Annotated in this window: 20 protein-coding genes; all 20 read left to right on the top strand. The window is 45.6% G+C overall.

Annotated elements, in window-relative coordinates; translation table 11 throughout:
* Nucleotides 1-31: 31 nt before the first annotated feature.
* The 20 genes from G464_RS0101365 to G464_RS0101460 all read left to right on the top strand — a co-directional run bounded on the left by G464_RS0101365 (nucleotide 32) and on the right by G464_RS0101460 (nucleotide 18,124).
* Nucleotides 32-1,156 (top strand): GuaB3 family IMP dehydrogenase-related protein, encoded by a 1,125-nt coding sequence (locus G464_RS0101365; protein WP_022856445.1) that lies wholly within the window; start codon nucleotides 32-34, stop codon nucleotides 1,154-1,156.
* A 188-nt stretch (nucleotides 1,157-1,344) separates the two neighbouring features.
* Entirely contained in the window at nucleotides 1,345-1,818 is a 474-nt protein-coding gene (locus tag G464_RS08445) for a hypothetical protein (protein ID WP_021618425.1), read from the top strand.
* 177 nt (nucleotides 1,819-1,995) lie between these two features.
* Nucleotides 1,996-4,041, top strand: a complete 2,046-nt coding sequence (locus G464_RS08450) for an AMP-dependent synthetase/ligase (protein ID WP_022856446.1) — start codon at nucleotides 1,996-1,998, stop codon at nucleotides 4,039-4,041.
* Between the two features lie 3 nt (nucleotides 4,042-4,044).
* Nucleotides 4,045-4,530 (top strand): peptide deformylase, encoded by a 486-nt coding sequence (gene def, locus G464_RS0101380; protein WP_021618423.1) that lies wholly within the window; start codon nucleotides 4,045-4,047, stop codon nucleotides 4,528-4,530.
* A 254-nt stretch (nucleotides 4,531-4,784) separates the two neighbouring features.
* Complete coding sequence (gene rpsB / locus G464_RS0101385) at nucleotides 4,785-5,609, top strand: 30S ribosomal protein S2 (protein ID WP_022856447.1); 825 nt, start codon at nucleotides 4,785-4,787, stop codon at nucleotides 5,607-5,609.
* Between the two features lie 33 nt (nucleotides 5,610-5,642).
* Nucleotides 5,643-6,497: a translation elongation factor Ts gene (tsf, locus tag G464_RS0101390; RefSeq protein WP_021618421.1), complete on the top strand. Its 855-nt coding sequence runs from the start codon at nucleotides 5,643-5,645 to the stop codon at nucleotides 6,495-6,497.
* A gap of 553 nt (nucleotides 6,498-7,050) precedes the next feature.
* Nucleotides 7,051-7,767, top strand: coding sequence for a UMP kinase (gene pyrH / locus G464_RS0101395; RefSeq protein ID WP_022856448.1), 717 nt, complete (start codon nucleotides 7,051-7,053; stop codon nucleotides 7,765-7,767).
* Nucleotides 7,768-7,824: 57 nt separating this feature from the next.
* Nucleotides 7,825-8,379, top strand: coding sequence for a ribosome recycling factor (frr, locus tag G464_RS0101400; RefSeq protein WP_021618418.1), 555 nt, complete (start codon nucleotides 7,825-7,827; stop codon nucleotides 8,377-8,379).
* Between the two features lie 591 nt (nucleotides 8,380-8,970).
* The gene (locus G464_RS0101405; protein WP_021618417.1) at nucleotides 8,971-9,930 is read left to right on the top strand and encodes a phosphatidate cytidylyltransferase; all 960 of its coding nucleotides are present in this window, start codon (nucleotides 8,971-8,973) and stop codon (nucleotides 9,928-9,930) included.
* A gap of 17 nt (nucleotides 9,931-9,947) precedes the next feature.
* A complete protein-coding gene (rlmN, locus tag G464_RS0101410; RefSeq protein WP_021618416.1) occupies nucleotides 9,948-11,141 on the top strand; it encodes a dual-specificity RNA methyltransferase RlmN in 1,194 nt (397 codons plus the stop codon).
* A 27-nt stretch (nucleotides 11,142-11,168) separates the two neighbouring features.
* The gene (gene hisF, locus G464_RS0101415; RefSeq protein ID WP_021618415.1) at nucleotides 11,169-11,951 is read left to right on the top strand and encodes an imidazole glycerol phosphate synthase subunit HisF; all 783 of its coding nucleotides are present in this window, start codon (nucleotides 11,169-11,171) and stop codon (nucleotides 11,949-11,951) included.
* Nucleotides 11,948-12,310, top strand: coding sequence for a phosphoribosyl-AMP cyclohydrolase (gene hisI, locus G464_RS0101420; RefSeq protein WP_021618414.1), 363 nt, complete (start codon nucleotides 11,948-11,950; stop codon nucleotides 12,308-12,310). Before hisF ends, hisI begins: the two co-directional genes overlap by 4 nt.
* 40 nt (nucleotides 12,311-12,350) lie before the next feature.
* Nucleotides 12,351-13,490, top strand: a complete 1,140-nt coding sequence (gene lgt, locus G464_RS08455) for a prolipoprotein diacylglyceryl transferase (RefSeq protein ID WP_022856449.1) — start codon at nucleotides 12,351-12,353, stop codon at nucleotides 13,488-13,490.
* A gap of 40 nt (nucleotides 13,491-13,530) precedes the next feature.
* The gene (rpe, locus tag G464_RS0101430) at nucleotides 13,531-14,196 is read left to right on the top strand and encodes a ribulose-phosphate 3-epimerase (RefSeq protein WP_021618412.1); all 666 of its coding nucleotides are present in this window, start codon (nucleotides 13,531-13,533) and stop codon (nucleotides 14,194-14,196) included.
* On the top strand, nucleotides 14,193-14,456 hold the full coding sequence (locus G464_RS0101435) for a phosphoribosyl-ATP diphosphatase (protein ID WP_021618411.1): 264 nt from the start codon (nucleotides 14,193-14,195) through the stop codon (nucleotides 14,454-14,456). Before rpe ends, G464_RS0101435 begins: the two co-directional genes overlap by 4 nt.
* A 27-nt stretch (nucleotides 14,457-14,483) precedes the next feature.
* Nucleotides 14,484-15,335 (top strand): ATP phosphoribosyltransferase, encoded by an 852-nt coding sequence (gene hisG, locus G464_RS0101440; protein ID WP_022856450.1) that lies wholly within the window; start codon nucleotides 14,484-14,486, stop codon nucleotides 15,333-15,335.
* Nucleotides 15,336-15,377: 42 nt separating this feature from the next.
* Entirely contained in the window at nucleotides 15,378-15,986 is a 609-nt protein-coding gene (locus tag G464_RS0101445) for a CDP-alcohol phosphatidyltransferase family protein (RefSeq protein WP_026472519.1), read from the top strand.
* Nucleotides 15,976-16,944, top strand: coding sequence for a DUF881 domain-containing protein (locus G464_RS08460; RefSeq protein WP_022856452.1), 969 nt, complete (start codon nucleotides 15,976-15,978; stop codon nucleotides 16,942-16,944). The genes G464_RS0101445 and G464_RS08460 overlap by 11 nt, the downstream gene beginning before the upstream one ends.
* Nucleotides 16,945-16,946: 2 nt before the next feature.
* Nucleotides 16,947-17,279: a small basic family protein gene (locus G464_RS0101455; protein WP_021618407.1), complete on the top strand. Its 333-nt coding sequence runs from the start codon at nucleotides 16,947-16,949 to the stop codon at nucleotides 17,277-17,279.
* Nucleotides 17,280-17,290: 11 nt separating this feature from the next.
* Entirely contained in the window at nucleotides 17,291-18,124 is an 834-nt protein-coding gene (locus G464_RS0101460; RefSeq protein ID WP_022856453.1) for a DUF881 domain-containing protein, read from the top strand.
* The last annotated feature ends 4 nt before the right edge of the window (nucleotides 18,125-18,128 follow it).

The following is an 18,128-nucleotide window of genomic DNA, read 5'->3' on the forward strand; positions in this document are numbered from 1 at the left end:
AACGTCACGCGCGCAGTCTAGTCTATAAAGCATGACACAGGAAATTGAAATCGGTATGGGTAAATCCGGACGCATGTGCTATGCGCTCGATGACGTAGCAATAGTTCCAAGCCGTCGCACACGAGATCCACAAGATGTGAATACCTCATGGCAAGTCGATGCTTATGAATTTGACATCCCTATTGTGGGTGCTCCTATGGATTCTTCTATGAGTCCAGACACCATTATTACCTTAGGAAAACTTGGTGGACTGGGTGTTTTGGATTTGGAAGGTGTATGGACACGTTACGAGAATCCACTGCCACAGCTGGAAAAAATTACACATGCTAGCGATGAAGAAGCAACACGCGTACTTCAGCAAGTATATTCCGAACCAATTAAGCCAGAACTGATTACCGCTCGCATTCAGCAAATTCGCGATGCAGGTGTAACAGTTGCAGCAGCCTTAACACCTCAGCGTACCCAGGAATTCTATTCAACTGTTGTTGCTGCTGGAGTAGATTTATTCGTTATTCGTGGTACCGCGGTTTCTGCTGAACATATTTCCCAAACACACGAACCATTGAATCTGAAGAAATTCATTTATGAGCTCGATGTTCCAGTTATCGTTGGTGGTGCTGGCACATACCGTGCTGCTATGCATCTTATGCGCACAGGTGCTGCGGGTGTGTTAGTTGGTTCAGGTGGCTCAGCTGTTTCCTCGTCTAGAACTATTTTAGGTATGCATGTTCCTATGGCCACCGCTATTGCCGATATTGCTGCTGCACGTAAGGATTATATGGAAGAATCTGATGGTCGTTATGTGCAAGTGATTGCAGATGGCGGCTTGGGAACATCCGGCAACTTCGTTAAAGCCTTCGCTATGGGTGCTGATGCGGTGATGATGGGTAGCGCTCTTGCACGAGCAACTGAAGCTCCTGGACACGGAATGCACTGGGGACGTGAAGCAACGCATAAGAATTTGCCTCGTGGTCGTCGCGTATCTTTGGATACTGTAGGGACTATGGAAGAGATTCTGATGGGACCAAGCACACGCGCAGATGGTTCTATGAACTATATTGGTGCTCTCAAGCGTGCAATGTCCTCAACAGGATACACTCAATTGCGCCCATTCCAGAATTGCCCAGTGGTAGCTACGCCATACGATCACCGTTAAGAAGTCTGTGAAATCCTAGGCATTGTAGAACGATGTGCACAGTGATCACAAAAACGGTCACTATGTGATTCATAAACGTGAATACGATAAAAGCCTGCAGTACAATAAAAGTGCTGCAGGCTTTTGACGTGCAGTGAACGCCCCCAATCGTTCAATTATTCGAGGGTGATAGTGGAAGAGCACTATCTATGGATGATAAGGCTGGTTCATTAGCATTCGATACGTATTACCGTATCGGACAGAACAGAAAAGAAGTTATAAAATTTCATATCTCGCAATGCGTCGATGGAGACATAGATAAGAGGACATGTGTAAAGCTTGCCTATAACTCCTGCAATATCGCATGCTTAGCTATTGATATTGTACGCGGACGTCTTGGGTCAAATATGTTGCGAAATTTAGCGCAACCTCGCGTGATTAATCAAATTGAAAATTTGGCGCGCCTCTTGAGAGAAGAGCCGTCTGCGCAACAAGTTCCATGGGCTGATGCTTCGCGTAAACATATGCCCGTTATTTTACGGACTATGAACGGCTTTGCAGTGTCTCCTGTATATTTCGAATCTAATATTGGTTTGACATTAGGTGGACAGCCATGCTGGGCTAATGTTGTGATGCGTGCTTGCGGACACAAATGGTCATGCACACACTGTGATTTCTGGTAAGCGCTTTATCTGATCTATGCTTATGTTTGGCTAGCCTGCAGTTTCTAGCCAAACATAAGCATATGCAAAGCTCAAAACGCAATCCAATCAAAAACTAATCAAAAACTATTGTGTAACGCCAAGATAACAGCGCCCAACATCGTTGTGTGTTAAGGCGTGCCTCTATACTGGGGAAGTATGTTACGCGAATATACCACAGAACCAGTGTATACAACCACTGATGATGATACTATTTTCAAACTTCTCACCGATCGAGCTGCCAGTGAACCAGATAGCGTCGTTGCTCAGGCTTTGCGCGGTCCACGTCGTCAATGGGTAGATATTACTGCAAGCCAGATGCTAGACGATGTACGCAAAGTTGCTAAAGGCTTGCTTGCAATGGGCATTAGCAAGGGAGATTCCGTTCTGATTTACTCTCCAACATGTTATGAGTGGGGAGTAGTAGATTTTGCATGTGCATCTATCGGCGCTATTTCTGTGCCTGTGTACGATACGGATTCACCAAAGCAGGTTGCTCAAATCGTTTCGGAAACCTCTCCACAAGTTGCGTTTGCTGGTGGAGATGAACGTTCGTTAACGCTTGAAGCGATGCGTCAGTCACCTGATAATTCTGTGCGTTATAGTTTCAATATGCAGTCCAACGGTTTACAAGCTGTGACGGACTGGGGTAAAAAGGTGAGCGATGAGACCTTAGATGAGGCTATCGCACACATTCATGCAGATGACCCGCTCACCATTATCTTTACTTCTGGATCTACAGGTAAGCCAAAGGGTGCTCTTATTTCACACCGTAATTTTGTGCACACTGTTAAAAGTGGTTGGGCTGTATTGCCAACAATGCTTATGGCAGACCCAACACGACTGCTCTTATTCCTGCCTTTGGCTCATGCCTTTGCTCGCTATATTCAGTACACTGCGATTGGTGCTCACGGTGTTGTTGGCTACTTATCGGATACAAAGCATTTGCTGGCAGATTTGCGCGGCTTCCGTCCAACATATATGTTGGCTGTTCCTCGCGTATACGAAAAGGTATATAACGCAGCATCTCAGAAGGCCGGAAATGGCTTGAAAGGTCATGTGTTCTTAGCTGCATATAAGCATTTTGTGCAGTGGAGTAAAGATGAGCAAGAAGGCAAAGCTCATACGTGGCGCCAAAAGTTGCATCATAAGTTCTTTATGAGTGTGGTAGGTTCTTCTATCCACTCGGCAATGGGCAATGGAATGCGCTTTATGGCTTGTGGTGGAGCTCCAATGAATGTTGATTTAGCTCACTTCTTCAACGGCATTGACGATCTAACCTTTATTCAAGGCTATGGTTTAACAGAAACCTCTGCTCCATGCATGGTGAACTTTGAGGCAAAGAATCACGTCGGCTCCGTTGGCCGAGTAGGTCCTGGTTTCTCTGCTCGTTTAACAGATGAAGATGAACTGGAAATTAAGGGGCCAAGTGTTTTCTTGGGATATATTAACGCTCCTGAACAAACTGCTGACGTAATGAATGGTGAGTGGTTGCGCACAGGTGATTTAGCCAGCATCGATGATGACGGCTATGTGTATATTACCGGTCGCAAGAAAGATTTGATTATTACTGCTGGTGGTAAGAATGTATCTCCTGCACCGTTAGAAGATATTATTGCCACCTGCCCAATTGTGTCTCATGTTGTGGTAGTAGGAGATAATAAACCGTTTATTGCAGCCTTAATTACTTTGGAACCAGACATGTTGCGTCAGTGGCTAGAAGGTCATGGATTAGATGCAAATATGACTCCTTTGGAAGCTGCAAAGAACGAGGCAGTGCGCGCATTTATTCAAGAATATATTGACCATGCAAATGCTAATGTGTCTCGAGCTGAATCCGTACGTAAATTCGTAGTATTGCCATCAGAATTCAGCCAAGAAGCTGGAACATTGACTCCAAGCTTGAAAATCGTCCGTCCACGTGTTATTAAACAATATGGTCAGGTTATTGACGAAATTCTGTATGCTCCAAAGCCATCAGCTATGACAGATGCAGCAACAGCTAAAATCATGGCAGCAGCAGAACAGTTCAACAAGCAGGTACAGCCAACAGTTAAAGCTGCACGCGACATGATTGAACCGATGTATAACAAGGCTATGGAAAATGTTAAAGATAACGTAGCTGAGTTCTCTGAACAGCTTAGCGAACGTTTGCGCTCAACGGCTACACACGATGACGCAGAAACTGAGAACGAGGAGAAATAATTTATGGCCATTCGCGATATTCGCGTTGTTCCTGATCCAGTATTGCGCACGCCATGCGATGAAATTACCAATATTACGCCAGCAGTACGCAACCTCGTGCAGGATTTGCTCGATACCGTCGATGATCCAGGACGTGCAGGCTTATCGGCTAACCAAATTGGAGTGAGTTTGCGTGCCTTCTCATACAATATTGAAGGTAAAGTGGGCTACATCTTAAACCCTGTGCTGGTAGAAAAATCTGGCGAGCAATACGGTGATGAAGGTTGCCTGTCTGTGCCTGGACTATGGTATAAAACCCGCAGAAGCGATTATGCCAAGGTAGAAGGCATTAATCTCGAAGGAGAAAAAATCGTTCTAGAAGGCTCAGGGCTTATGGGGCGTATGCTTCAACATGAATGCGATCATCTTGACGGTCACGTGTATCTAGATCGTTTAGAAAAAGAAGAAAGGCGAGAGGCTTTGCGCTACATGCGTGCTCATCACGCTTAATAGGCGAGAGGTAGCGCTGTCTGAAGCGATAACTTTTCAGGCGTGTCGCGCGAACTTAGTATGCAGGTTCTAGTACTATAAAGCTTGCATATCGCCATTTTAGGGGTATATTCGCACAAATACTCGTAAAAAACTTTTATTGTCTATAGATATGTGAAAACGCGCTATGTGTGCGACGATTCGTGTCGGTCGGCTGTTTATACAGCTGTATGCGAATCTGCATAGCCAGGCAAGAACCGACAGAAAGGTATATCATGGCAGAAATTACCATGAGCCAGATGCTCAAGGCTGGCGTTCATTTTGGTCATCAGACTCGTCGTTGGAACCCTAAGATGAAGCAGTTCATCTTGGCTGAGCGCAACGGCATTCACATCATCAACTTGTTCAAGTCTCTCGATTTGATCGATCAGGCTTATGACTTCATCAAGCAGACCGTAGCACACAACGGCACCGTTCTGTTCGTAGGTACCAAGAAGCAGGCTGCACAGGCAGTATCTGCTGAGGCTGCTCGCGTGAACATGCCATACGTGTCTGAGCGTTGGTTGGGCGGTATGCTCACCAACTTCCAGACCGTGTCTAAGCGTGTTGTACGTATGAAGGAACTCGAAGAGATGGACTTCGATGACGTACGTTCCAGCGGTTTGACCAAGAAGGAACTCCTTCTTCTTGAGCGCGAAAAGGACAAGCTCGTTAAGCAGCTTGGCGGTATCCGTAACATGGATCGCACTCCTTCCGCAATGTTCGTTGTAGACATCAACAAGGAAGCTCTTGCAGTTGAAGAAGCTCACAAGCTCGGCATTCCTGTAGTAGCTCTTGTAGATACCAACACCGATCCAGACTCTGTGGATTACCCAATCCCAGCAAACGATGACGCAATCCGCGCTATCGAACTTCTCACAGCTTTGATGGCAGATGCAGTAGCAGAAGGTCTTATTGCTCGTGGTGGCAAGGGTGCTAATGCAGCAGCTGCACAGCAGCCACTTGCTGAGTGGGAAACTGAACTCTTGAAGTCTGACGCAGCTAACGAAGCTGCCCCAGCTCAGGCTGCACCAGAAGCTGAGGCAGCTCAGGCTGAGTAATAAACAAACTTTTCAGGTTTTGAGGAGATAAAAATGGCACAGATTACTGCTGCTCTTATTAAGGAAGTGCGTGACGCTACAGGCGCAGGCATGATGGACGTTAAGAAGGCTTTGACTGAAGCTGAAGGCGACATTGCACGCGCAAAGGAAATCATCCGTGCAAGCGGTATTAAGGCTGCTGGTGCACGTGAAGGTCGTAAGGCTCAGGAAGGTCTTATTGCTTCTTCCGTAGCTAACACAGCGGAAGGTCAGACTGGTTACGCAGTTGAGCTTAACTCTGAGACTGACTTCGTAGCAAAGACTGATGCTTTCGTAGAGCTCGGTGATACCGTTGTAGCAGCTGCTCAGGCAGCAGATGCTCGCAATGAAGAAGCAGTTTTGGCAGCATCCACCGATGCTGGCACTGTGAAGGACACCATTGACGAAGCAGGTGCACTCTTCCACGAGCACGTAAAGCTCGGCCAGGTTGCATCCGTGAGCGGTCCACACGTGGAAGTTTATGCTCACCGCAAGTCTGTGGAACTTCCACCATCCATCGTTGCTATGGTGGCAACCGATGAAGCTGGTGCAGAAGTTGCTCACGAAGTAGCTTTGCAGATTTCTGCAATGGCTCCACAGTGGCTCACTCGCGAAGATGTTCCAGCAGATGTTGTGGAATCCGAGAAGCGCGTAGCTACCGAGAAGTCCTTGGCAGAAGGCAAGCCAGAAGCAATCGTTCCAAAGATTGTAGAAGGCCGTATGAACGCTTTCTATAAGGAAGTTGTTCTGCTCGAGCAGGCTTACGTAAAGGACCCATCCAAGACTATTGGCGACCTGTTCAAGCAGGTTGGCGGTTCCGCTGTAGCATTCGCTCGTGTGGAAGTTGGCAAGGGCGAAGACGCTGAGTAAGCGTTAAAACTTTACTCAACACTCAACATGAAGCACTTTGAGGGCAGACACTTTCGGGTGTCTGCCCTCTTTTTTGTTTTTTATGCTGAGTCTCGGGGTTTAAGTTGTTGATACCCGCACGTGTTGATCATAAAATGCCTAACGTGGCAGGTCATATGTAAGCTCGCAACGAATTGATCGAGTGTATTTTATCCGAGTGCTGTATCGTACATAGCTATCAATAGCTTTATTCGTTACAGCTATCAGAGCCTCTAAACCAGTGCTGGTAAAAGCTTTACCATGTACAGCTAACGCTTGCTGTGTAAGTTGCAACAGAAAACGCGCTCATCTTCGCCTCCATAGCACGCGCGGAAAACAGTTAGTGTAACCAGCTGTGTCAGTACCGCCATATCAAGACACACGTCGGTAAGACCTACCAATCACACGAGCCCTGACCCCCCCCTCTATACACGAGCGCTTTCGTAGCTTTTTCTCTATAGTGCACGCAGCACCCTTGTAGGGGCGAAAAGGTAGACTTAAAACAATTTTGTATGCTGACGAAAGGAACGTCATAGTGAGTGCACAGCGTCGCGTTTTACTGAAGCTTTCCGGTGAAGCTTTTGGCGGAGGTTCTGTGGGAATTGACACACAGATTATTAGCCGTATTGCTCAGGAAATCCACACTGCAGTAAATAAAGGTGTGCAAGTAGGAATTGTTGTTGGCGGCGGTAATTTCTTCCGTGGTGCGGAACTCAGTCAAGCGGGTTTGGAACGTAGCCGTGCTGACTACATGGGTATGCTTGGAACAGTTATGAACTGCTTGGCTTTGCAAGACTTCCTCGAGCAGGAGGGACAGCCAACACGGGTGCAAACTGCTATTACTATGGGGCAGGTAGCAGAGCCTTACATTCCGCTCAAAGCTATTCGTCATATGGAAAAGGGACGTGTGGTTATTTTCGGTTCAGGTGCGGGTATGCCATACTTCTCCACAGATACTGTTTCTATTCAGCGCGCTCTTGAAATTGGTTGCGAAGAAGTTCTTATGGGAAAGAATGGGGTAGATGGTGTGTATACTGCTGATCCTCGTAAAGACCCATCAGCAACTTTGCTTCGTCATGTGAGTTTTAATCGAGCTTTAGTTGATAACTTAGCTGTTATGGATGCTTCTGCATTATCTATGGCTCGCGATAACAATATGCATATTCGCGTATTTGGTTTGGAAACACCAGGAAACGTCACTGCTGCATTAACTGGTGAAAATATCGGTACGATAGTATCGAACGAAGAATAAAGAATACAGGTATTCTGAGAAATCAAGAATTCTATATACTCAAAGAAAGAGGATAAGATGGCAACAATCGTTGATCAAGCTCGTGAACAGATGAAAAAGACCGTTGAATCTACTCAAGAGAATTTTGCTGGTATTCGTACTGGTCGTGCAAACCCAGCATTTTTGAACCCAATTATGGTTGATTATTATGGTGCTCCAACACCGTTGAAAGCTCTGGCTACCATCGGTGTTCCAGATGCACGTACTTTGGCTGTAACCCCATTCGACGCTTCCCAAGCTAATGTTGTGGAGAAGGCTATTCGCGATTCTGATTTGGGAGTTAACCCTCGTCGTGACGGCAATGTTATTCACGTAACCATGCCAGAGCTGACTGAAGAGCGTCGCAAGGAATACGTAAAGATTGCTCGTACGAAGGCAGAAGACGGCAAGATTGCTGTGCGCAATATTCGTCGTAAGACAAAAGAAAATATTGACGCTGCTATTAAAGATGGCGATTTCGGAGAAGACGAAGGTAAGCGTTTGCTTAAGGATTTGGAAGACGCTACAAAGAAGATTACTGATGAAATCGATACCATGTTAGCAAGCAAGGAAAAAGAAATTCTGTCCGTCTAAGAGATTCTATCTGTCGGATGCATTCTATCTGGCGGATGCATGCTTGGCTTATATAAGTTCATGCTTAAATGGCAATTCGTACTTGGAAGACTAGAAAAGACTAAAAGATGACGAGCATCGTCTGTTTCAGGTACGAATTGCTGGATTTTTTGGGTTAAATTACGATGAATAGTATTGCTCAGGACTACCCAGATGAAACGAATGACGCGGACTTGTGCTACGAAGCGATATTGAGCTTGAATGAGTAAGTTGATGCTGAATCTAACTTGTGTGGTAAGGCTCTCGTCTCAGGTGCGTAGGGGTGAGTTGCGATTAAACGAGTATGAGTCTATACAGTAGCTCTCATGTGTGAGCTTGTTCTGGCGCTCGGCACGAATATGGGCATCATGCCAAAGCTCGTACCAAGATAGAATTTCAGTAGGTTAAGCGAAAATATTACTGTTGCGATATATTGCAGAAGTATCAGTAGGATTTCATACGTTAGGACTTATACGTTTATCCTAAAAATGCGGAGGTCTCAGTGCACTTGCCTTAGTTATGCTGGAATCAAGCAGATGAACTGAGGCAAGCAGTATTGACGAGGAGAACACGATGACACATACTTCACCAACGAATCAACCACAAGAAAACGCGCTTGATGCTATAAATAAACGTACGGGGCGTAATATGGTGCAGGCTGTGGCAACAGGTGCTCTGCTCGTTGCCATGGTTGTGGGAAGTTTGGTTTTTGAAAAACAGATTTTCTTAGCTCTGGTTATTGTTTTCGTTGCTATTGCTCTGTGGGAGTTGCGTGTTGACTTTGCAGTCATTGACATACGCATTCCTATTGTGGCATTGTGGATTATGAGCACAGCCACTATGCTTGCCACATTCTATCTTCCCGGGGTTTCTCATACCGTTGTGGCTGCAATCGGTTGTTTACTTACAGCTGCTGTTGTGGCTCTTATCTCAACGATTGTGCGTAGCAATCATCAGGGAGTAGACAAAGCGGTGGCTAAAAAACGAGTGCACCCTCATTCGCAAGTATCTGCGCGTGAACCGAAAACTATGACGCATGTAGGAGCGTCTTTGCTTGCCGTTTTCTATGTTACGGTTCTTGCCAGCTTTATTGTTTTGCCGCTGACAAGAGACCATCCTGTAGCTTTTGAATTTATGATTATTTTCTTGCCTTCACTGGGCGATATTGGTGGGCTTATTTTCGGCGCAGCTTTTGGCACGCATAAGTTATCTCCTCGAATTTCGCCTAAGAAGAGCGTAGAAGGCTTGCTTGGTTCTATTCTGTTTGCCGTCGTTGGATCCTTAGCTATAGGTTTCTTTACCTATTCCAGATCTGATTTTGTGATGCATCTTCCTGCATTGGTTATTTTGGGTGTGTGCGTTGCAATTGTAGGTCTTTTTGGTGATTTATGTGCTTCCATGCTCAAGCGAGATATGGGACTGAAAGATATGGGACATATCTTGGCTGGACACGGTGGCGTTTTAGATCGTGCAGACTCGATTTTGATGTGCGCACCAGTTATTTGTATGCTAGTAATGGCTTTTGGCTTGTAGGACGTGTGAAGGATAGTATGGCAATTCAGCGCGAACACGATTTAGGAAGTGGTATTACTGAGGGCGGCACTCAGGGTGCTTTTCGTGATGTTTTAGCAAAAAATCATTCCCGACGTGGTAAGGCTCCCTTACATTTAGTGGATATGACTGATGAACAGCGCAAAGAGGTAGCGGCTCAATTAGGCATGCCCGCTTTTCGCGTGAAACAGTTGGCCCAGCATTATTTTGCGCATGGAGATACAGACGTTCATAATTATTCTGATTTCCCTGCTCGCTTTGCTGACGTTGCGAAAGAAGCATTTTTCCCTACACTGATTGAACCGGTGGCTGAACAAGAAGCCGATAATGGCGAGACGATTAAAACTTTGTGGCGTCTTTTCGACGATTCGCGCATTGAATCGGTGTTGATGAAGTATCCGACGCGCACTACGCTGTGTATTTCCAGCCAAGTGGGGTGTGGTATGGATTGTCCATTTTGCGCGACGGGGCGATTGGGGCTGACGCGCAATATGTCCGCTGGAGAAATCGTGGAGCAAGTGCGCATTGCTGCATACCAATGTGCGCACGGCCGGTTGCCAGGCGGTTCAACACGTTTAAGCAATATTGTTTTTATGGGCATGGGCGAAGCTTTAGGTAACTATAAGGCAATGATGACGGCTATTCGTCAAATTAGTGCTTTACCTCCTGAAGGTTTAGGTATTTCTGCACGTAATATAACGCTGTCTACCGTGGGCGTTGTTCCGGGTATACGTAAGCTTATTAATGAGCATATTCCTGTACGCTTAGCTGTTTCTTTACACGCGCCAAGCGATGAATTACGCAACGAACTCGTACCTATGAATAAGCGTTTTAATACTACCCAGGTTTTGGATGCAGCGCATGATTACTATCTGAGCTCAAAACGTCGCGTCAGTATTGAGTATGCGTTAATGCGCGGTATTAACGATCAAGCTGAACATGCCAAGCTATTAGCTAAGCGTTTGAATCATTATGGTGACGATTGGGTGCATGTTAATCCTATCCCTCTTAATCCTATTGAAGGATCCAAGTGGACAGCTTCTAAGCCAGAAGATGAGCAACGCTTCATAGAAATTCTTCGCAGCGCGGGTATTTCTGCTACTTTACGCGATACTCGAGGAAGCGATATTGATGGAGCCTGCGGTCAGTTAGCAGCTAAAGAATTAGCGAATAATTTAGTAAGCCGTTCTTAAACGTGCTTGAATAGCTCAAGGAGAAGTATGTCTATTGCAGTGCGCGTTATTCCGTGCTTAGACGTGGATGCAGGTCGCGTGGTTAAGGGCGTGAATTTTCAGAACCTGCGCGATGCCGGAGACCCTGTTGAATTAGCACGTGAATATTATCGACAGGGTGCTGATGAACTGACCTTTCTCGACGTTACTGCGTCAAGTAAAGGACGCGAAACAACGTACGATATGGTACGCCGTACAGCTGAAGAACTGTTTATACCGTTGACTGTTGGCGGTGGTGTGCGCACAGTAGAAGATGTAGATAAGCTTTTGCGTTGCGGAGCCGATAAAGTAGGAGTGAATACTGCTGCTATTAATGATCCTGATTTAATTAGTCAGGTAGCAGATCGTTTTGGCGCTCAGGTTTTAGTTCTGTCTATTGATGCTCGTCGTGAAAATAACCCTGACGGCTCTAGGCACACACAATCTGGGTATGAAGTAACCACAATGGGAGGAAAACATCGAACAGGTATTGATGCCGTAGAGTGGGCACAAAAAGCGGCTGAATTAGGAGCCGGCGAAATTCTGCTCAATTCTATGGACGCAGATGGCACTCAAGATGGCTTCGATATTGAAATGATTCGCGATGTTCGGTCTGTGGTGTCGGTACCGATCATTGCCAGCGGTGGCGCAGGACGAGTAGAAGATTTCCCTCCAGCTATTGAAGCAGGAGCAGATGCTGTGCTCGCGGCATCTGTTTTCCACTTCGGACAGTTAACTATTGCACAAGTAAAAGAGGAATTGCGCAATAACGGACATGAGGTACGGTTATGACGTTAAGTGTAGAAGAAATCGCACAGCGCCTCAAACACGATGACAAAGGCTTAGTTGCTGCAGTTATTCAGCAGTATGATTCTGGTCGTGTGCTGATGGTGGGGTATATGAATGACGAGGCATTACATCGTACCTTGACGCAAGGCAGAGTTACGTTCTGGTCTCGCTCACGGCAGGAATACTGGCGTAAGGGCGATACCTCTGGTCATGCGCAGTACGTGAAAAAGGTCGAGATTGACTGTGATGGTGATGCTCTTCTCATTCAAGTAGACCAAGTAGGAGCTGCTTGTCACACAGGAGAATACTCGTGTTTCGACACTGGTGGCCAGTTAGAAGCTTATGTAGGTACAGCTGAGTAGTCTCGACATTAGAAGAACACAGTATTGTGAGGACACTTTCATGAACTTAGCATTCATTCCTTCACCATCAATATCCAGTTTTAATATTGGTCCGGTGACCATTCGCTTCTATGCTTTGGCTATTCTCATTGGTCTATGCGTAGCAGTGTGGCTGACCACTGTGCGTTGGAAAAAGTTGGGAGGATCTTTCGACCAGGTTATTGACGTTACCCTCATAACTGTTCCATCGGGAATTATTGGCGCACGTTTATATCATGTTTTTACTACCCCTGAACTGTATTTTGGTAAAAATGGCAATCTAGGCGATATTCTGCGCATTTGGAATGGCGGTCTAGGCATTTGGGGAGCAGTTGTGCTCGGATCTCTTGCTGTATGGGCATGGTGCCGTTACAAGAAATACTCTATGGCATTATTAATGGATGCAGTCGCCCCAGGTCTGCTGATTGCCCAGGGTATAGGACGTTTAGGAAACTGGTTCAATCAAGAACTATACGGTGCACCAACCACGCTACCATGGGGGTTGAAGCTCAATTCCCACGCATCGGCTATAGGTTCAACTCAAGCTTGCTATGATGGCACGTCTTGCCCGAGCCTGTACGACAATCTTTACCATCCAACCTTCTTGTATGAGATGTTATGGAATTTCTTAGGTGCCGGCTTGCTCTTATGGCTTGGATCTAAGATTACTGCACGCTTTAAAGCTGGCACTCAGTTTGCTCTGTACGTTATGTGGTACACAGCAGGACGCACGTGGATTGAAATGCTTCGCATTGATCGCTCCCATGAATTCCTCGGATTACGACTGAACGTGTGGGTTGCTTTATTGACTTTCATTACTGGCGTTATCGCATTTGTTGTGATTCAAAAGCGTAATCCTCAAACGAGCAATCTTCAGACTCGCCTAGCTCACGTTACTGAGTTAGAAAATAAAGTAGCTTCTGGAGATTTAACGAGCCGCCAGTTGCGCGCTCAGCTTGACGAGGAATCTCTGGAAGAAAAGCGTGAACTCAAGCAAAAGCAAGCTGAAGATCTCGATCAGAAAAAGATTCATGCTGAAGCCGAGAAATCTTTGTATGAACAAGCTAAGGCTTTGGTTGCTAGCAATCATAAAAATGCAAAACATAGCAGCGAATCCCAAGAATCCGAAGAATCTTCAGAATCTGAGAAAACGCAAAACTAAAAGACATCTCCGTCTGTCTTTCACCATAAAATGAGGAACTATGACTATTCAAATTGCACCAAGTATTTTATCTGCTGATTTCGTCAACCTCGAGAGCGAACTTAACGCAATCGCTACCGCTGATTTAGTTCACGTCGATGTTATGGATCACCATTTTGTTCCTAACTTGACTTTGGGTGAGCCAATCGTTAAGCGTATTTGTGAAGTAAGCCCTATTCCTGTAGATGCTCATTTGATGATTGAAGATCCTGATCGTTGGGCACCAGAATTTGCTAAGGCTGGCGCAGATTCTGTAACCTTCCATATGGGTGCCGCTCATGCTCCTGTACGTTTGGCTCGACAGCTTCATGATATGGGAGCTAAGGCATGCTTCGCAGTTCGTCCAGCAGAACCGGTAGAGCCAATTTTCGATATTCTCGAAGAATTCGACATGATTTTGATTATGACGGTGGAACCTGGTTTCGGCGGTCAGAAATTCTTAGACAATCAGATGAATAAGGTTCGCCGTTTACGAGACGAAATTACACGCCGCGGTTTAAGCACCAAGATTCAGGTAGATGGTGGTGTAAGCCCATCTACAGCAGCTATCGTAGCAGAAGCAGGTGCAGACGTACTGGTTGCAGGTTCGGCAGTCTACGGTGCAGATAATCCGGCTGAAGCTATTGCAGCGATCCGTCAAAAAGCAGAGGAAGCATTCCGCGCATGAAAACATTTGAAGAACTCTTTACTGAATTAAGCGCAAAAGCGGCTGAAGGCACTGAAGGCTCTTTAACCGTGGACGAGCTGAATAAAGGCACTCATTTTATTGGCAAGAAAATCTTGGAAGAAGCAGGCGAGACCTGGACAGCAGCCGAATATGAAGGTGCTGCACGCACTGCTGAAGAAATGAGTCAGCTCATTTATCACGTGCAAGTCATGATGATTAAAAAAGGTATTTCTTTAGAGGATCTCTACAAGTACCTCTAAATTGTGAACAAAAGATAGGGAAGACGCATGTTAAAAATTGCTGTGCCGAATAAGGGTATGCTGTCTGAACCAGCGTGGGATTTGCTTAAAGAAGCAGGCTACCGTCTGCGTACCAATGCACGCCAACTGGTAGTAGAAGACCCTAATAACGGTATTCAACTTTTTTACTTGCGTCCTCTCGACATCGCAGTTTATGTTGGAAGCGGCATTATTGATTTAGGTATTACTGGTCGCGATATGCTGCTGAATTCCGAAACAGATGCGATTGAGCAGATGCCTTTGGGCTTTGGAGACTCAACTTTCCGTTTTGCAGCTCCAAATGAGAGCAATATTATGACTGTCGAGGATTTGGATGGTAAACGCATTGCCACCTCCTTCGACAAAGTTGTTGCCGATTATATGGAAAACCTCGGCTTGAAGGCACGTATTGTCCATCTTGATGGGGCAGTAGAATCCTCAGTTCAGCTTGGTGTGGCAGATGCAATTGCCGATGTTGTGTCTACGGGAACTACTTTACGCAATGCAGGTTTGCGTATTTTTGGTGATCCAATAGTGACGTCGGAAGCCATTGTGGTGCGCTCTCCACGCATTGCTGAAAATAATCCTGAACTTGTTGTTTTCCAGCGCCGCCTCAAGGGCGTTTTAACTGCACATAATTACGTGCTCATGGATTACGATATTCCTGTATCGAAAGTGGGGACAGCAGTAGCGATTACGCCTGGATTTGAATCGCCTACAGTGTCTCCTCTGCATGATTCACAGTGGGTAGCTGTGCGCGCTATGGTTCCACGTTCCGAAGTGAATATACTGATGGATCAGCTCTATGAAGTAGGTGCTCGCGCTATTATTATTACAGGAATTCAAGCTTCACGCATGTAGAGGATCGGATTGGCTGCAGAGAAAACACACGATACGGATACAATGGCAGATGAGACTTTACTATTAAAGCCAAGTAATAGGATTATTACATGGCCAAATTTTGTGAGCCTCATTCGTCTTTTGACTATTCCGTTGATTGCGATTCAGATTACTCAAGGTCATCTTTTTATCGGCTTAATCGTTTTGGCTATATCCGCTTTAACCGATGGCATAGACGGATTTTTAGCACGACGATTAAATCAGATTACGAAGCTCGGTCAGATTCTTGACCCGATTGCCGACCGTCTTCTTATTGTCAGCTCTATCTTAGCTTTGGGATTTGCAGGTTTCCTGCCATGGTGGTTCATTATTGTGGTGGGATTACGCGATTTTATTTTGGGTGTGCAGATTATTGTTCTGGCACAGTATGATTACGGTCCGCTTCCTGTGCATTTTGTGGGAAAAACAGCCACAGCAATGATTATGACGGATATTCCTGTTCTAATGATCTCAGGTATGGGGCAATCTTGGATTTTTAACGCATTAGAGAATTTTGGAGTAGCTCTTGCGATCTGGGGAGTAGCACTTTACTGGGTTGCTGGTGTTATTTATATTAAGCAGGGGATGAGGCTTATTCGCCAGGCTCACGAGGAGAAACGTGATGGAGAATAAGCCTTCACCCGTTCCTAGTGTTATTCCGCCGCAGTTAAGCGAAGAAGCGCAGCAGCGTTCACGTGTTACTTTTTCCAGTGATGCCGGAAAACTCAGTAAAAGACGCATCGAAACGCGCTCATCACGAAACTCACAGTCAGCGCGTTCGCAGTCGCGCAGAACTCCCAAGTCCTCTCAATTATTAGAGGACTTAATGCGCCATCCGCTCGATCCTCTTTTTGAGGACGCTACTTTAACAGCGCATACAATATCGCGTACACAGCGCATTATTACGCATATTATTTCTTTTATTCTGTGCGTGGTTGTAGGTTTTGGCAGCTCTCAAGCAGTACGGATCTTACAGGGTCAATCTCGAGAAAAAGTGCGTGCACAATTAGCAGCGCAACTTGTTGCTACTACAAAAAATGCACAGGACCTCGAAAATACTGTTAAAAAACAGCAAAAAGAACTGCTCAATCTTACGCGACAAACGAAAAACGAAGCCAATACTATCAGTAAAATACGTGATTCCTATATTCTTACCGCACAGTCAGCAGTGCGAGGTTCAGGTATAACGATGACGCTGACTAATCCGAGCACGGATGATTCAGCGACCAAAGGACGTGTTACAGATGGTCAGTCAAACGCATTAGTAAGCGATGCGCAATTGCAATATATTTTATCTTTGCTCTGGCAAGCAGGTGCTGAAGCTATCAGTATTAATGATGTGCGTATAGGACCTCAAACTGCTGTACGTTCAGCTGGAGGCACTATACTGGTGGGTATTACGGCAGTGCAAAGCCCTTACGTAATTCGCGCTATTGGTAATGCACAGATTATGCAGAATGCTGTGGATTCCTCACGTATAGCTTCTGTACTGTTCACCCCGATTGGAGTTTCTATGACAGTTACTCACAGCAAAGTTCTCGGCCTTCCTGCGGCAAATGCTGTGAGTATTGAACGAGCACGAAAGGAGTAACTATGGCAGCGGTATTGGGTATTATTGTTGGCGTTGTTGCTGGCATTTTTGTTCGAACAGATGTTCCTGTATGGCTTCAACCATATTTGCCAATTATGGTCGTAGCTGCTTTAGACGCATTACTTGGAGCTGCACGCTCTTTCTTTGAACGTAATTTTTCTGACCGAGTTTTTGTTATTTCCTTTATTTCTAACGTTGGTACTGCAGTGCTGTTGGTTTATATTGGAACGTTGCTAGGAGTAAGCTCGCAGTTAACTACTGCAGTTATTGTGGTTCTTGGTATTCGTATCTTCTCGAACGTGTCGGCTATTCGACGCTTTATCTTTAGATCCTAGGCAGGGTAGATATGGTAGGAGATACTCAGCACGACTCAAAGCCTGAAGCAGACGAAATTCAGACAGGCGTTTTTCCCGCAGTTGAAAAACGTTCACCTCGAGGAAGCAATACCCGTGTAATTTCCTCATGGAGCGAGTTTGCTCATGCTATCCGTACGAATCGTCATGCGCGAGGGGCTATTAGTTCCCTTATTTTGCTGTGTTTGGGGGCATCGGTAGGTTTTGCATTTATGGTTCAGCAACGCATTACCGATACGTCGTATACATCACTGAGCGAGTCAGAACTTGTTACTCTTTTAAGTGAAACAGATAATCAAATCTCGAGACTTGAAAGTCAACGTTCTCAGCTCAGTCAGCAGTTGCAGTCCATTCAATCAGCAGCAGATAAACAAAAAGAAATTGAACGCGTTGTGCAGGAAAATAAAGATGCCAACGATATTTTGAGTGGACGTGTAGCAGCTCGAGGTGAAGGTATCACTATTACAGTAACGCAGGGAACTAAGAAAAAAATTTCTGCCGCAGCTTTATATACGTTGATTGAAGAACTACGCAATGCCGGAGCAGAGGTTATTCAAATTGGCAATGTTCGTGTGGTCACCTCCACATATATTGTTGATACCGAATCAGGATTAATGAGTGACGGCCAATATCTGAGTGCGCCGTACACGATTAAAGCAATAGGAGACCCTTCGAACCTCCAAAATGCTGTGGATATTAATGGTGGAATAGGTTCGTCACTGCGCGTGAATTACGGAGCGAGAGTTGTGGTCAAGCAAGCTAACGAGGTAAATATTACTGCGCTGGCTAACAGTTTTGAATATAAGTACGCCCAAACAGTAGAATAAGAGT

It is taken from the genome of Alloscardovia omnicolens DSM 21503 (assembly GCF_000420505.1).
Taxonomy (GTDB): Bacteria; Actinomycetota; Actinomycetes; order Actinomycetales; family Bifidobacteriaceae; genus Alloscardovia; species Alloscardovia omnicolens.

Coding starts and splice junctions, on each gene's coding strand:
- G464_RS0101365 (WP_022856445.1), top strand. CDS start 32: ATGACACAGGAAATTGAAATCGGTATGGGTAAATCCGGACGCATGTGC.
- G464_RS08445 (WP_021618425.1), top strand. CDS start 1,345: ATGGATGATAAGGCTGGTTCATTAGCATTCGATACGTATTACCGTATC.
- G464_RS08450 (WP_022856446.1), top strand. CDS start 1,996: ATGTTACGCGAATATACCACAGAACCAGTGTATACAACCACTGATGAT.
- def (WP_021618423.1), top strand. CDS start 4,045: ATGGCCATTCGCGATATTCGCGTTGTTCCTGATCCAGTATTGCGCACG.
- rpsB (WP_022856447.1), top strand. CDS start 4,785: ATGGCAGAAATTACCATGAGCCAGATGCTCAAGGCTGGCGTTCATTTT.
- tsf (WP_021618421.1), top strand. CDS start 5,643: ATGGCACAGATTACTGCTGCTCTTATTAAGGAAGTGCGTGACGCTACA.
- frr (WP_021618418.1), top strand. CDS start 7,825: ATGGCAACAATCGTTGATCAAGCTCGTGAACAGATGAAAAAGACCGTT.
- G464_RS0101405 (WP_021618417.1), top strand. CDS start 8,971: ATGACACATACTTCACCAACGAATCAACCACAAGAAAACGCGCTTGAT.
- rlmN (WP_021618416.1), top strand. CDS start 9,948: ATGGCAATTCAGCGCGAACACGATTTAGGAAGTGGTATTACTGAGGGC.
- hisF (WP_021618415.1), top strand. CDS start 11,169: ATGTCTATTGCAGTGCGCGTTATTCCGTGCTTAGACGTGGATGCAGGT.
- hisI (WP_021618414.1), top strand. CDS start 11,948: ATGACGTTAAGTGTAGAAGAAATCGCACAGCGCCTCAAACACGATGAC.
- lgt (WP_022856449.1), top strand. CDS start 12,351: ATGAACTTAGCATTCATTCCTTCACCATCAATATCCAGTTTTAATATT.
- rpe (WP_021618412.1), top strand. CDS start 13,531: ATGACTATTCAAATTGCACCAAGTATTTTATCTGCTGATTTCGTCAAC.
- G464_RS0101435 (WP_021618411.1), top strand. CDS start 14,193: ATGAAAACATTTGAAGAACTCTTTACTGAATTAAGCGCAAAAGCGGCT.
- hisG (WP_022856450.1), top strand. CDS start 14,484: ATGTTAAAAATTGCTGTGCCGAATAAGGGTATGCTGTCTGAACCAGCG.
- G464_RS0101445 (WP_026472519.1), top strand. CDS start 15,378: ATGGCAGATGAGACTTTACTATTAAAGCCAAGTAATAGGATTATTACA.
- G464_RS08460 (WP_022856452.1), top strand. CDS start 15,976: ATGGAGAATAAGCCTTCACCCGTTCCTAGTGTTATTCCGCCGCAGTTA.
- G464_RS0101455 (WP_021618407.1), top strand. CDS start 16,947: ATGGCAGCGGTATTGGGTATTATTGTTGGCGTTGTTGCTGGCATTTTT.
- G464_RS0101460 (WP_022856453.1), top strand. CDS start 17,291: ATGGTAGGAGATACTCAGCACGACTCAAAGCCTGAAGCAGACGAAATT.